The 14132-nt window shown below is 72.0% G+C and carries 10 protein-coding genes; 9 read left to right on the top strand and 1 reads right to left on the bottom strand.

The window, feature by feature from the left end; genetic code table 11:
- Both FK268_RS18670 and FK268_RS18665 read left to right on the top strand, forming a co-directional pair.
- On the top strand, positions 1–1096 hold a 1096-nt coding region (locus FK268_RS18670), incomplete at its 5' end, for an ABC transporter ATP-binding protein (protein WP_231707146.1).
- Positions 1093–1968, top strand: a complete 876-nt coding sequence (locus tag FK268_RS18665) for an ABC transporter permease (RefSeq protein WP_146436789.1) — start codon at positions 1093–1095, stop codon at positions 1966–1968. The genes FK268_RS18670 and FK268_RS18665, both read left to right, overlap by 4 nt.
- Here FK268_RS18665 and FK268_RS18660 read toward each other — a convergent pair whose 3' ends face one another.
- Positions 1969–2874, bottom strand: coding sequence for an undecaprenyl-diphosphate phosphatase (locus FK268_RS18660; protein ID WP_146436787.1), 906 nt, complete (start codon positions 2872–2874; stop codon positions 1969–1971).
- A gap of 149 nt (positions 2875–3023) precedes the next feature.
- On the opposite strand from FK268_RS18660, the gene FK268_RS18655 reads away from it, so the two are divergent.
- The 7 genes from FK268_RS18655 to FK268_RS18625 all read left to right on the top strand — a co-directional run bounded on the left by FK268_RS18655 (position 3024) and on the right by FK268_RS18625 (position 14126).
- Positions 3024–3962 carry an LLM class flavin-dependent oxidoreductase gene (locus FK268_RS18655; RefSeq protein ID WP_146436785.1) on the top strand — a complete coding sequence of 313 codons (939 nt, stop codon included), beginning with the start codon at positions 3024–3026 and terminating at the stop codon, positions 3960–3962.
- 110 nt (positions 3963–4072) lie between these two features.
- Positions 4073–7987: a bifunctional nitrate reductase/sulfite reductase flavoprotein subunit alpha gene (locus FK268_RS18650; protein WP_146436783.1), complete on the top strand. Its 3915-nt coding sequence runs from the start codon at positions 4073–4075 to the stop codon at positions 7985–7987.
- Positions 7974–9656: an NTP transferase domain-containing protein gene (locus FK268_RS18645; RefSeq protein ID WP_146436781.1), complete on the top strand. Its 1683-nt coding sequence runs from the start codon at positions 7974–7976 to the stop codon at positions 9654–9656. The genes FK268_RS18650 and FK268_RS18645 overlap by 14 nt, the downstream gene beginning before the upstream one ends.
- A gap of 124 nt (positions 9657–9780) precedes the next feature.
- Positions 9781–12315 carry a nitrite reductase large subunit NirB gene (gene nirB / locus FK268_RS18640; RefSeq protein ID WP_146436779.1) on the top strand — a complete coding sequence of 845 codons (2535 nt, stop codon included), beginning with the start codon at positions 9781–9783 and terminating at the stop codon, positions 12313–12315.
- Positions 12312–12719, top strand: a complete 408-nt coding sequence (gene nirD, locus FK268_RS18635; RefSeq protein ID WP_146436777.1) for a nitrite reductase small subunit NirD — start codon at positions 12312–12314, stop codon at positions 12717–12719. Before nirB ends, nirD begins: the two co-directional genes overlap by 4 nt.
- Before the next feature lie 44 nt (positions 12720–12763).
- A complete protein-coding gene (locus FK268_RS18630) occupies positions 12764–13444 on the top strand; it encodes a serine/threonine-protein kinase (RefSeq protein ID WP_146436775.1) in 681 nt (226 codons plus the stop codon).
- A 16-nt stretch (positions 13445–13460) separates the two neighbouring features.
- On the top strand, positions 13461–14126 hold the full coding sequence (locus tag FK268_RS18625) for a protein kinase family protein (RefSeq protein ID WP_146436773.1): 666 nt from the start codon (positions 13461–13463) through the stop codon (positions 14124–14126).
- The last annotated feature ends 6 nt before the right edge of the window (positions 14127–14132 follow it).

Here is a 14132-nt window from a genome sequence, read left to right as displayed (position 1 = left end):
CCCGGCCGCGGCGCAGGCCGCGGCCCCGACGGCCGTCGCTGCGCCGGTGCAGCCGCCGTCGGCATCGCCCGCGCCGTCTGCGGTGGCGTCACGTGTTGCCCCGCCCGCCGGACCACCGCCGCCCGCACCCGCACCCGTCCCCGCTCCGCCGGTACAGGCGTCCCCCGGACGCCCGCCCGTGGCGCCGCCTCGCGCGCCGTCGGTGATCAGCGTGCGGAATCTGGTGAAGAGCTACGGCGACCTCCGTGCGGTGGACGGCGTCTCCTTCGACGTCGCCGACGGGAGCACCTTCGCGTTCCTGGGCACGAACGGTGCGGGCAAGTCGACGACGATCAGCTGCATCACCACGCTGAAGTCCGTGGAGTCCGGGGAGATCCACGTCGCCGGGATGCGGGTCGGCGAGCGGGATCTGGACATCCGCCGATCGATCGGCGTGGTCTTCCAGGAGTCACTGCTCGACCCGATCCTGACGGTGCGGGAGAACCTGGCACTGCGCGCCCGGTTCTACGGCGTCGACGGGACCGCCGCGAAGGAGCGGATCGCCGCGTTGTCCGGCCTGCTGGACCTGGAGGAGTTCCTCGGCCGGCGCTACAAGGCGCTCTCCGGCGGCCAGAAGCGCCGGGCCGACATCGCCCGCGCGCTGATCCACCAGCCGCGGATCCTGTTCCTCGACGAGCCGACGACCGGCCTCGACCCCGACTCGCGCGACCGCGTCTGGTCGACGATCCTCGACCTGCAGAAGCGGCTGCGCCTCACTGTCTTCCTCACCACGCACTACATGGAGGAGGCCGAGCGGGCGGACCGGATCGCGATCATCGATCACGGCCGGATCGTCACGGCGGGCACGCCGACGGAGCTCCGTGCCGCGCACGCGAAGGACGAGCTGCGACTGACCCTCCGGGATGCCCGCCGGTTCGACGACCGGTTCGGCGGGCGCGCGACGCTCAACGGACTCGAGCGGAGGATCACCGTCGAATCGAGTCGGGAGGCCATGCACCTGCTGCGCGAGTTCGATTCCGACATCACAGACTTCGAGTTCCGGCACGGAACGATGGACGACGTCTTCCTGAACATCACGCGGAACGGCGGTCGATGATGCTATACCACCTCACCAGGCGCAATGTCGTCGTCTTCTTCCGGGATCCGGCCGCGGTGTTCTTCTCACTGCTGTCGCCGATCATCCTCTTCGTGCTGTTCTCGGCATTCCTCGGCGGGGTGCAGACGAGCGCACTGAAGACCTCACTGCCCACGGCCTCGAGCGACGACGTCGACGCCTTCGTCTACTCCTGGGTGATCGCCAACCTGGTCATGATCACCACTGCCACGACGAGCCTGTCCGCGCTGGTCGTCTTCGTCAACGACAGGGTGGGCAACGTCTTCCGCGACTTCCTGGTCTCCCCGATCAGCCGGTTCCAGATGATCCTGAGCTACCTGCTCGGAGCCTTCCTGGTCTCGACTGCCCTGAGCTCCCTCGTGCTGGTGCTGGCCGAGGTGTACCTGGGGGTCGTCTACTCGGCGGCACTCCCGGTCGGCGCCTTCGCCCAGGCGCTCGTCCAGCTGATCGGCTTCTGCCTGCTCTTCTCGGCGATCTGGAGCCTGGTGGTCACGTTCATCAAGTCCAACGCCGTGTTCACCTCGGTCGCCACCATCGTGGGGACCGCGGGCGGCTTCCTCGCGGGCGCCTACATCACGGTGGGCGCGCTGCCGAGCGGCGTGGTGACCTTCATGAACCTGCTGCCCCTGAACCAGGCCGCCTCGGTGATGCGCGGTCCCTTCACGCGCGCACCGCTGGACGCGCTCGTCGACGATTCCTCACAGGCCCGCGCGAAGGTGCAGGACGAGTACGGCCTGCTCCCCCACATCGCCACCGCGCAGGTGTCCGAGTGGGTGATCTGGCTGCTGTTCGCGGCCCTGTTCGCGGTGTTCACGGCTCTGGGCGCCTGGCGGATCGGCCGGAAGATCGGCTGATCAGGCGACGAGGGTCACGAAAGCCAGGGCGGCCGCGCCGGCGACGATGCAGTACAGGCCGAAGGGCCGCAGAGATCGCGTCGCGAAGTACCTGGTGAGGAATCGCACCGAGACGTACGCGCCGACGCCGGAGAGCACCGATCCGAAGATCACCTGCGGCCAGATGCCGTTCCCGTCCGCGAACAGCTCGGGCAACTTGAGCAGGCCCGCGGCGAGGATCACGGGGGTCGCGAGGAGGAAGGCGAAGCGCGCGGCATCCTCACGCGTCATGCCCTTGGCCAGACCGGCCGTGGTGGTGACGCCGGACCGGGAGATGCCCGGCGCCAGCGCGAGGATCTGCGCCGCCCCGACGGTGACCGCCTCACCGACGGTCATGGTCGCAAGGCGCTCGTCGGCCTCGGGACCGGTGATCCGCTCGTCGACGTACTCCGCGGCCACCACCTGCCCGCGCTTGGCGGTGACGTATTCGATGGTGAGCAGGATGAAACCGTTGACGATGAGCATCAGCGCCGTGGGCACCGGCTTGGCCAGGTGGGTCCGCATGAAGTGGTCGGCCACCAGGCCCACCAGTCCGACGGGGATCGTCGCCGCGATGATGAGCCAGATCAGACGCTGATCGCTGGTCTCGATCCGGCGAGTACGGACCGTGGTGAACAGGGCGCCGATCAAGCGCAACCAATCGCGCCGGAAGTACACGATGAGGCCGATCGCCGTCGCGACGTGCAGGGCCACGATGAACGACAGGTACGGCGAGCCGTCGGCGGACATGTCCATGTCGGACTTCCACTGCCCGCCCACCACTGCCGGGATCAGCACGCTGTGCCCGAGGCTCGAGACGGGGAACAACTCCGTCACGCCCTGCACGATGCCCATCACGCCCGCCTCGACCCATGTCAATCCAGCCACTGCGTTCCACTCCTTCGCTCGGTCGTCAGCGCCCTTCTCTACCGGACGTGAGTGACCACTCGGTGCTGGGCGGGGCAATTGTCCGAAAACCCGCGAGCCAAACCGGTCACATCGGGCGCCGCGGCCCACGGCGGGCCTACGCTGGGGGCATGGGCGCTCCGACCTTCTCGATCTCGATTCCGCAGATCCTCGACGGCCCCTTCGAGCCGGATCCGCTGCGCGCCTATCTCGCCCGCGCCGAGGAACTCGGTTTCGAGGGCGGCTGGACGTCGGAGCAGACGGTGGGCGGTGCGCCGATGCTCGCACCGCTGGAACTGTTGTCCTGGGCCGCGGCGTGCACCAGCCGGCTGCGCCTGGGCGTCGCGGTGATCGTCTCCTCGCTGCACGACCCACTGCAGCTCGCGGCCGCGGCCACTGCGGTCGATCGGATCAGCCACGGGCGACTCGACCTCGGCGTGGGCTCCGGCGGCGACTTCCGTCCGTTCGCCGCCTTCGGCGTCGCCCGCGAGACCTTCATCGGGTCCTACACGGAGGGCATCCACCTCATGAAGGCCGCCTGGGCGGACGATCCGACGGTGACCTTCCACGGCCGCTTCAGGGACGTCGACGGCGTCCCGATCCCGCTCAAGCCCGAACAGCGACCGCACCCGCCCCTGTGGTTCGGCGGCGGCGCGCCCAAGGCTCTCGCCCGTGCGGTGCGGCTCGGCAACGGCTTCATGGGCGCGGGCTCCTCGACGACGGAGCACTTCCGCGGCGCGGTGGCCACCGTCCGTGAGGAGTTGGTCCGGCAGGGGCGCGACGGCACCGGATTCCGGATCGGTAAGCGGGTCTACGTCGTCGTCGACGACGATTCCGCTCGCGCTCGGCGCCGGGCCGACGAGGGGCTCCACCGGATCTACGGAGACCTGGTCTCCCGGTTCGGCGACGTCGCCGTCGCCGGAACACCCGACCAGGTCGCCGACGGCCTCGCCGAGGTCCTCGCCGCCGGCGCGGAGACGATCCTCCTCAATCCGATGGGACACGATGTCGACGCGGACCGGGAGCAGATGGAGCGCCTGCACGCCGAGGTCCTGCCGCGCTTGGTCTGAGCCGGCCCGGCGTCACCGCACAGGCGCGGACACGGATCGGCGCGCACCCGGTGACACCGTCGTAACAATGCGGCCCGGCCCCGGAAACACCGCGCGGGCACCGTGACGGCATGGACATCGAGACGGTGTGCGGATATTGCGGCGTGGGGTGTGGCCTCACCCTGCACGTGCGCGACGGTGCAGTCTCGCGTTCCACGGGTACGAAGGACCACCCGGCGAATCGGGGCCGGCTGTGCACGAAGGGCTCCACCACGGTCGACCTGCTCGCCGCGGGTGGCCGCCAGACCCGCGCCGAACTGCGCGCGGACCGGGACGCGCCTCGCGGCCCCGTCGGCCTCGCGGAAGCGGTCGCCGAGACCGGGCGGCGCCTGCGCGCCATCCGCGACGAGTACGGCCCCGACGCGATCGCTCTCTACGTCAGCGGGCAGATGACGCTGGAGGCGCAGTACCTGGCCACCAAGCTCGCCAAAGGCTTCCTGCGCACGAAGTGGATCGAGTCCAACTCGCGGCTGTGCATGGCGAGCGCGGGCACCGGCTACAAGCAGTCGCTCGGCGCCGACGGTCCGCCCGGGAGCTACGACGACCTCGACCACGCCGATGTCTTCCTGGTCATCGGCGCGAACATGGCAGACTGCCACCCGATCCTGTTCCTGCGCATGATGGACCGGGTCAAGGCCGGGGCGAAGCTCATCGTCGTGGACCCGCGCCGCACCGCGACCGCGGCGAAAGCCGATCTGCACCTGCCGATCCGGCCGGGCACCGACCTGGCGCTGCTCAACGGCCTGCTCCGCGTGCTGTCCGAGCAGAACGTGCTGGACCGCGATTTCATCGCGCAGCACACCGAGGGCTGGGACGCCATGCCCGCCTTCCTCGAGGACTATCCGACGGACCGCGTCGCCGAGATCACGGGCCTCGCCGCAGCCGACATCGAGCGCGCCGCCGAGCTCATCGGGGGAGCCGCGAACTGGACCAGCCTGTGGACCATGGGACTGAACCAGTCCACCCACGGCACCTGGAACACGATCGCACTGTGCAACCTGCACCTGGCGACCGGCGCGATCTGCCGTACCGGCTCGGGCCCCTTCTCCCTCACCGGCCAGCCCAACGCGATGGGCGGCCGCGAGATGGGCTACATGGGACCGGGACTCCCCGGGCAACGCTCCGCGCTGGACGGCGACGACCGCGCGCACACCGAGGCGCTCTGGGGGCTGCCGGAGGGCACGATCCGAAGCGACGCCGGCCAGGGCACGGTGCAGATGTACCGGGACCTCGCCGGCGGCTCGATCAAGGCGGCGTGGATCATCTGCAGCAATCCGGTGGCGTCGATGGCGAACCGCTCCACCGTGATCGACGCGCTGCGCGCGGCCGAACTGGTGGTGGTGCAGGACGCCTACACCGGCACCGAGACCTCGGCCTACGCCGATGTGGTGCTCCCCGCGGCGCTCTGGGCCGAGACCGACGGCGTGATGGTCAATTCGGAACGTTCCCTCACGCGGACCGCCGCCGCGACGCCCCCGCCCGGCGACGCGCTCCCCGACTGGAAGCTGATCTGCCTGGTCGCCGCCGAGCTCGGCCACGGCGCGGACTTCGACTACCCCGACGCCGCAGCGGTCTTCGAGGAGCTCAAGGCCTTCCACAACCCGCGCACCGGCTGGGACCTGCGCGGCGTGGACCACGCGCGGCTGGCGCGCGGACCCGTCCAGTGGCCCGCCGCGCCGGGCGGAGCCGACCGGAACCCGATCCGCTACCTCGACCCCGCGGACACCGCCCGCGGCCCCTTCTTCGCCACCCCCTCCGGCCGCGCTCGTTTCCTCGCGCGGCCCTACCTACCGCCCGCGGAACTCCCCGACGATGAGTACCCCCTGGTCCTCACCACGGGGCGTCTCGCGCACCAGTGGCACACCATGACCAAGACGGGGCGCGTCGCGAAGCTGAACCGCCTCGACCCCGCTCCCTTCCTCCAGCTCAACCCCGAGGACGCCGACCGGCTCGGTCTCACCACCGGGGTACGGGTGCGCGTCTCCAGCCGGCGTGGCGGGGCCACCCTGCCGGTGGCCGTCGACGACGCGGTGCGCCCCGGAGTCTGCTTCGCGCCCATGCATTTCGCCGACTCCTTCGGAGAGGACGTGGCCGTGAACGCGGTGACCAACGACGCCGTCGACCCCGAGTCCCTGCAGCCGGAGTTCAAGGTCTGCGCGGTCGCGCTCACCCCCGTCCCCGCAGATCATCCGGAGCCCGCCGATCGTTCCGGATCGCCGCTCGCCGCAGCACTGGCGCCGTACGCCTCCGGCCCCGGCGAGCTCTCCGCCGAGGCCTCCGGCTACCTCGGCGGCCTGCTCACGGGTCTGAGCGTCGCTCCTCCGACCGGCGTGCCGACGGTGCCGGACGACGCGCCGCTCTCCCCGATGGCGCGGGCCTGGCTCGAGGGCGTCCTCGCCGGCGTCTACGGCGCCGAGTCCACCCCGGCGGACGCGACGACTCCGGCGGTGACCGTGGTGTGGGCGTCGCAGACCGGGACCGCCGAGGGCTGTGCCGCGGAGTGCGCCGCCGCACTGCGGAGCGCGGGCATGACGGCGAAGGTCGTCGGCGCCGAGCGGGTCGCACCGGCGGACCTGACCGGGACCGTCGTCTTCCTGGTGGCCACCACCGGCGACGGCGACGCCCCCGACAACGGCGTCGCCCTGTGGGACGCGCTGGCCGGGGCGGAGCCCGGCGACCTCGGCGGCCTGCGGTTCTCCGTTCTGGGCTTCGGCGATCCGTCCTACGCGGACTTCTGCGGTTTCGCGCGCAAGCTCGATGCCCGCCTGGAGCACCTGGGCGCGACGCGGCTCGCACCACGGGCCTCGTGCGAGCCCGACTACGCCGAGACCGCCGCCGTCTGGCTCGATGCCGTGGTGTCCGCGCTGGACCCCGATGCCGCGCCGATCACGCGAGCGACGGACACCCCGACGGGGCCCTCTCGGAACGAGCCGCTGCGGACTCGGCTGGTGGAGTCCGATCGGCTGTCCGGGGAGGGTTCAGCGAAGGATGTCCGCCGCTTCACCTTCGAGCTTCCGTCCGCGGAGCTGGCCTACCGCGCCGGCGACGCGCTCGGGGTGTGGCCGGTGAACGGCGGCGCGGTGATCGAGGAGTTCTGCGCCCGGACCGGGGTCGACCGTGACACCGTGGCCCTGGAGCGCATGGACCTCACGCGGATCACTCCAGAAGTCCTGCGCTTCGTCGCCGACCGTTCCGGCGCGAGCGACGAGCTGCACCGAGTCCTGGACGACCCCACGACGTTCGCCGGGTGGACCTGGGGCCGCCAGCTCCTCGACCTCCTCGCAGAACATCCGGTGCAGGCGGACCCACACGAGTGGGAGGCGCTGTTACGGCCGCTGACTCCGCGGCTGTACTCGATCTCGTCGAGCCCCCGAGAGAACCCCGAGCGCGTCTCGATCACCGTCTCGGTGGTGTCCTTCGACCACGCCGGCAGGCGCCGGGGCGGAACCTGCTCGACCTTCCTCGCCCGGCTGGAGGTGGGCGACGCAGTCGACGTCTTCGTGCAGCCGACCCGCGCCTTCCTGCCGCCGGAGGACCCGACGGTGCCGGCGATCATGATCGGGCCGGGCACGGGGATCGCGCCCTTCCGCGGATTCCTGCACGATCGGGCCCGCGCCGGTGCGACGGGCCCCAACTGGCTGTTCTTCGGCGAACAGCACGAGGCGACCGACTTCTACTACCGCGCCGAGCTCGACGCTCTCGCGGCCGACGGCGCGCTCACCCGGATGGACACCGCCTTCTCCCGCGATGCGGACCACAAGGTGTACGTGCAGGACCGGATGCGCGAGCACGCCGCCGAGCTGTGGGAATGGATCCGACGCGGAGCGCACCTCTACGTGTGCGGCGACGCGGCGCGCATGGCCCGCGACGTGGACGAGGCGCTGCGCGGTATCGTCGCCGAACACGGCCACATGGCCCCGCGCAGCGCGGACGCCTACGTGGCGGCGCTGTCCGCCGAACGGAGATACGTGCGTGACGTCTACTGACCACGACCCCGCCGCGTCCTGCGACGCGGCCGTCGTCGTGGCCGGTGGCGGCGCCCGCCGCCTCGGACGGGACAAACCCGAGGTCCAGGTCGGCGGACGCCGGCTGCTCGACGCCGCCATCGCGGCGGCGGGCGGTGCGCCCACCGTCGTGGTGGGGCCGCCGCGGGTCGTACCGAGGCAGGTGACGGTGGTCCGCGAGGATCCGGCGGGGGCCGGCCCGCTCGCCGCGATCGCGGCGGGACTCGCCGCGATCCCCTCCGCCGCAAGGACCGTCGCGGTCATCGCCGCCGACGTCCCCGAGATCGAGCCGTCGCAGCTGACCCGGCTCGCCGCGCTGCGAGCCGAGACCGGAGCGACGATGGCGCTCGCCGAGGACGCGCACGGACGGCCCCAGTACCTGCTCGCCGTCTGGGACGTCGCGGCCCTGCGCGCCGCGCTCGCGGGCGTCGGTGACGTCACCGGCGCGCCCGTGCGAGCGATCGTCCCGCCGGACGCGCCCCGGCTCCGACTGCCGCTCGCCGACGTGGACACCCCGGCGGATCTGGACCGCGCCGTCGCGTCTCCGCTCGCCGTCCGCCGACTGCTGCGCACGACCCTTCCCGCTCTCCCCTCCGCCCGCGGACCGCTCGTGACGGGGGCCGTGCTGGCGGAGTCGCTCGTCGCGGCCGCACCTTTCCCGCCCTTCGATCAGTCCGCGATGGACGGGTGGGCGGTCGCGGGGCCGTCGCCGTGGCGCCCGATCGACGGTGCCGCGCTCGCCGGCCACGACGCACCGCAGCTCACGCGCGGGACCGCCGTGCGGATCGCCACCGGCGCACGTCTCCCAGCCGGGGCCGATCGTGTGGTCCGCGACGAGGAGATCGTGCGCGACGGAGACCTGATCGGCTGCACGGATCCCGATCGTGACGACGTCCGACGGGCCGGTTCGGCGTGGCGGGTGCGTACGACGCTCGCACCGGCGGGCACTGCGATCGACGCGGCCGCCGTATCCCTGGCGACGGCCGCCGGGGTGCAGGCGATCGGCTCCCGCGGTCCGCTACGGATCCGGCTGCACACCTCGGGCGATGAGGTCGGGGCGCCCGGCCGGACCGGGCTGCCCGAGACCGCGTGGGGTCCCGTTTCCGCGATCTTCGGGACTGCTGGCGCCGACGTACGGCGGGGACCGCACCTGCGGGACGCGCCCGCGGCGTTCGGGGCCGCGCTCCTGCCGGACGGCGCCGACGTCGTGGCGATCATCGGGGCGACCGGTCGAGGGGCCGCGGATCGGCTGCGCGGCGCACTGGACGAGGCGGGCGCGACGGTGCTCGTCGACGGGGTGGACGTCCGCCCCGGCGGCTCTCTCCTCGTGGCGACGGTGCCGGACGGCCCGATCGTGGTGGGGCTGGGTGGCAATCCGATGGCGGCGATGCTCGGCGCCGCGCTGCTCGCCCGGCCGCTGCGCGAGGCGCTGTTGCGCGAGGAGCCGCGCACCGTCGAACTGCTCCCCCTGGCGGACGCCAACCCCGACGACCGCTGGCGCATGCTCCCCGTGGAACCCGACGGGCAGGGGCGATGGCGCCTGCCCACGACGGTCGCGACGCCGCACCTGCGGGACGCCGTGGGGCGCCGTGCCGTGGCCCTCGTGCCCCCGCTCGCGCGCCCGGGCGACCTGGTCGAACGCCTCGCCTGACTCCTCACGCCCGTGATCCGCGGCCCGTGAGGAAGGCGTGATCGACGGGCAACACGGCGGCACAGCCCCGCAACACCACCTCCTTAGATTCGGAGCCGATGGTTTCCGGCGAGAGGAGAGGTCCATGGTCAACCAGCGCACGGTCGTGGTGGTGGGTCACGGGATGGTCGGCCACAGATTCGTCGAGGCACTGCGCGCCCGCGACGAGGCCGGGGCGTGGCGGATCGTGGTTCTGGGCGAGGAGTCGGACGCGGCCTACGACCGCGTCGGGCTCTCGTCCTACGTCGGGACCTGGGACCGCGGCGAGCTCGCTCTCGCGGGCAACGACTACGCAGGAGATCCGCTGGTGGAGCTACGGCTCGGCGCGCGGGTCATCGGCATCGACCGCGCAGCGCGCACCGTCGCAACGGCCGACGGCCCGATCGCCTACGACGCGCTGGTGCTCGCCACCGGCTCCTACGCCTTCGTGCCACCCGTCCCGGGGCACGACCTCCCCGGTTGTCACGTCTACCGCACCCTCGACGACCTGGACGCACTCCGCGCGGACGCCGACGCCGCGTCGGCCCGCACGGCGGAACCCGTCGGCATCGTAGTCGGCGGCGGACTCCTCGGCCTGGAGGCGGCGAACGCGCTGCGCACCCTGGGCCTGCGCCCGCACGTGGTGGAGGTCAACCCGCGCCTGATGCCCCAGCAGGTCGACGCCGGCGGCGGCGAACACCTGGCGCGGATGATCGGCGACCTCGGGATCGACATCTCGCTCTCGTCGGGTACCAGCGACATCTCCCTCGGCGACCACGGCCTCGCTGTGACGCTCAAGGACGAGACCGTGGTGGACGCGGCGGTCGTGGTCTTCGCCGCCGGTGTCCGGCCGCGCGACGAGCTGGCCCGCGAGGCCGGGCTGGCCGTCGGTGAGCGGGGCGGTGTCATCACCGACCTCGGCTGTGCCACCTCCGATCCCGCCGTCTACGCGATCGGCGAGGTCGCGGCGATCGAGGGCCGCTGCTACGGCCTCGTCGGCCCGGGCTACGCGAGCGCCGAGGTGGTCGCGGACCGCCTGCTCGGCGGCGACGCGCAGTTCCCGGGGGCCGACCTGTCCACCAAGCTCAAGTTGCTCGGCGTCGACGTGGCCTCCTTCGGCGACGCCCTCGGCACCACTCCGGGCGCCCTCGACGTGGTGGTCAGCGACCCGATCGGCGGGACCTACGCGAAGCTGGTCCTCTCCGACGACGCCTCGACGCTACTCGGCGGCGTGCTCGTCGGCGACGCCTCGCAGTACGGCGTGCTGCGGCCCCTCGTCGGCTCGTCCCTGCCGGGCGACCCCGTCTCGCTCATCGCACCCGCCGGCGACGGCTCCCCCGGCATCGGGGTCGGAGCGCTCCCCGACGCTGCGCAGGTCTGCTCGTGCAACGACGTCTCGAAGGGCACGCTGTGCGCGGCGATCGCCGACGGCGCGTGCACGGTCGCGGAGCTCAAGGGCTGCACCAGCGCCGGCACGTCGTGCGGCTCCTGCGTGCCGCTGCTCTCGCAGCTGCTCGAGGCGGAGGGCGTCACCGTCTCGAAGTCGCTGTGCGAGCACTTCACCCAGTCCCGCGCCGAGCTCTTCGAGCTGGTCCAGGCGAGCGGCATCCGCACCTTCAGCGGGCTGATCGAGCGGTTCGGCACCGGCACGGGCTGCGACCTCTGCAAGCCGACGGTGGCATCGATCCTCGCGTCCACCAGTTCGGACCACATCCTCTCCGGCGAGCAGGCGTCCCTGCAGGACAGCAACGATCACTTCCTCGCCAACATCCAGCGCAACGGCACCTACTCGGTGGTGCCCCGCATGCCCGGCGGCGACGTGACCGCCGAGCAGCTGATCGTGATCGGCGAGATCGCCCGCGACTTCGGGCTCTACACCAAGATCACCGGCGGCCAGCGGATCGACATGTTCGGCGCCACAGTCGACCAGTTGCCGCTGATCTGGCGGCGCCTGGTGGACGCCGGCATGGAATCCGGTCAGGCCTACGGCAAATCACTGCGCACCGTGAAGAGCTGCGTCGGCAGCGACTGGTGCCGCTACGGCCAGCAGGACTCGGTGCAGATGGCGATCGATCTCGAGCTGCGGTACCGCGGCCTCCGATCGCCGCACAAGATCAAGATGGGCGTCTCCGGCTGCGCCCGGGAATGCGCGGAAGCCCGCGGCAAGGACGTCGGCGTCATCGCGACGGAGTCCGGGTGGAACCTCTACGTGGGCGGCAACGGCGGCATGACGCCGAGGCACGCGCAGCTCCTCGCCGGCGATCTCGACCGGGAGACGCTGATCACCTACGTCGACCGCTTCCTCATGTACTACATCCGCACCGCCGACCGGCTGCAGCGCACCGCGCCGTGGGTCGAGAGCCTCGACGGCGGCATGGACCGCCTGCGCGCGGTCGTGATCGACGATGCGCTCGGCCTCAACGCGGACTTCGAGGCCACCGTCGCGCGGCACGTGGACGGCTACGCGTGCGAGTGGAAGGGCGTCCTCGACGACCCCGACAAGCTCGCCCGGTTCGTTTCCTTCGTCAACGCTCCCGGTGCCCCCGACCCGACGGTCGACTTCGGCGAGAAGAACGGCCGCAAGGTGCCCATTCTGCTCGGCAGTACCCCGTCGATGCCCCCGAGGAAGGAACAGGCATGACCACGACCCCCTTCGATCTGCACCGATGGACCCGCGACTGGACCGCGGCGTGCCCCGCGGCCCGGCTCGAACCGCTCCGCGGGGTCGCGGTGCTCCTCCCCGACGGTGCCCAGGTGGCCCTGTTCCGGCTGGCCGACGACAGCATTCGGGCGATCGGGAACATCGACCCGATCGGCCGGGCCGCCGTGATGTCACGCGGCATCGTCGGCGATCGGGGCGGGTTCCCGGTGGTCCAGTCGCCGTTGAAGAAGCAGGCCTTCAGCCTGCTGGACGGTCGCTGTCTGGACGCACCCGGCGTCTCGATCCCGGTGTACGACACCAGGATCTCACTCGACGGGACGGTCTTCGTCGCGAACTCACCGGAGGTCCGTTTCGGTTTCCGTCCCCGTCCCGAGATTCTGTGATCGCAGCACCGCTACTCTGCTCCTGACAGCTGAAGGAGTAGGCGATGACAGGTCCCGGCGACCCCTCCGTTCGACTGCACGATCGGCGTCCGATGGCGGCCGCCGACGTCGGCTACCTGATCGGCTCGATCGCGCCGGTCATCGACGCCCGCGGCCGTGCCGGCACGCCGCACGGACGGATCAGTCCGGCCGCCCTCAGCGTCGATCCCGCGGGTAACCCGCAACTGATCGAGGTACCGGACAGCGATGAGGCCGTGGTGTACGCGGCGCCCGAGATCCACGAGACCGGGCTCATCACCGGGCAGTCCGAGGTGTACTCCCTCGGGAACACCACCTACACGCTGCTGACCGGCCATCCGCCGAATCCGTACGGATTCGCGACGGTGCGCAGGGACCGCCCCGACCTGGGGCCCGGCGTCGACGGAGTCCTACTCCAGGCCACCGCTCGCACACCTGAGCTGCGGTTCGCGACGGCGACGGAGTTCGCCGCGGCGTTGACCGAGGCGCTCGAGCAGCCCGTTCAGCCCTCCGCGATTCCGGTGCGGTCCCCGGCCCCGGCACCGGCGCCCCAGCTGGTCGTGGACACCCCCGTGCCCGTGCCTACCGAGCAGACCACCCCCGGCCGCCGCTTCGAGATCCCCGAGGCCGCTCTGCCGATCGTCTTCCTCCTGCTGGTGGTGCTGGCCGCCGCCGGCTTCATGGCGCTGTTCCTCAGCGGTTCCTGAGCCCGCACGGACCCCGATGGCCGACGACGACTTCGCCACCCGCATCCGCGAGACCGGACCGCTCGCGGCGGACCAGGTCGCGCACGTCGTCTCGGCGGTAGCGGACGAGGTCGATCGGCGTGCGGCCGAGGGACGCCCGCACGGCAGGCTCAGCCCTGCGGGGATCGCGCTGACACCGGACGGCCGCGTCGTCCTGGTCGATCCGACATCGCTCGACGGATCCGCGGATACCGGTGCACACGCCGCCCCGGAGATCTTCGGCGGCGCTGCTCCGGACGTGCGGTCCGAGGTCTTCTCGCTGGCCAGTACCGCGCACACGCTCCTGACGGGGACTGCTCCGAACTCCTACCGGATCGCCAACACCCGGCAGGCGCGACCGGACCTCGGGCCGGGCATCGAGGCGGTCCTGACGCGGGCCACATCGCGCGACGCCGCGTTCCGGTTCCAGTCGGCGTCGGATTTCGCCCGGGCTCTCGCCGATGCACTCGCTCCGGAGGCAGGCGCACCCGCTGCCTCGGAGCCCTTCCCGCCCGGGCCCCGCGCACCGGTCCGGGCCGACGGTCCGCTCGCTGGTCCCCGGCTCGGCGTCCTCGGTCGTTGGGCCGGCGCGGTGGGCATCGTTCTCGCCGTGGCGACCGTGCTGCTCTGGGCGGGGGCGTGGGTCGTGCGAGTGCTGTTCTGACGACGA

This window comes from Tsukamurella sputi, assembly GCF_007858445.1.
Classification (GTDB): domain Bacteria; phylum Actinomycetota; class Actinomycetes; order Mycobacteriales; family Mycobacteriaceae; genus Tsukamurella; species Tsukamurella sputi.
The sequence above is the reverse complement of the archived record's forward strand: the minus strand, read 5'-3'. Positions and strand labels throughout refer to the sequence as shown.

Bases quoted from the DNA above. Each gene is read 5' to 3' on its own strand.
- FK268_RS18625 (WP_146436773.1), top strand. From the start codon at position 13,461: ATGGCCGACGACGACTTCGCCACCCGCATCCGCGAGACCGGACCGCTC.
- FK268_RS18655 (WP_146436785.1), top strand. From the start codon at position 3,024: ATGGGCGCTCCGACCTTCTCGATCTCGATTCCGCAGATCCTCGACGGC.
- nirD (WP_146436777.1), top strand. From the start codon at position 12,312: ATGACCACGACCCCCTTCGATCTGCACCGATGGACCCGCGACTGGACC.
- FK268_RS18665 (WP_146436789.1), top strand. From the start codon at position 1,093: ATGATGCTATACCACCTCACCAGGCGCAATGTCGTCGTCTTCTTCCGG.
- nirB (WP_146436779.1), top strand. From the start codon at position 9,781: ATGGTCAACCAGCGCACGGTCGTGGTGGTGGGTCACGGGATGGTCGGC.
- FK268_RS18630 (WP_146436775.1), top strand. From the start codon at position 12,764: ATGACAGGTCCCGGCGACCCCTCCGTTCGACTGCACGATCGGCGTCCG.
- FK268_RS18650 (WP_146436783.1), top strand. From the start codon at position 4,073: ATGGACATCGAGACGGTGTGCGGATATTGCGGCGTGGGGTGTGGCCTC.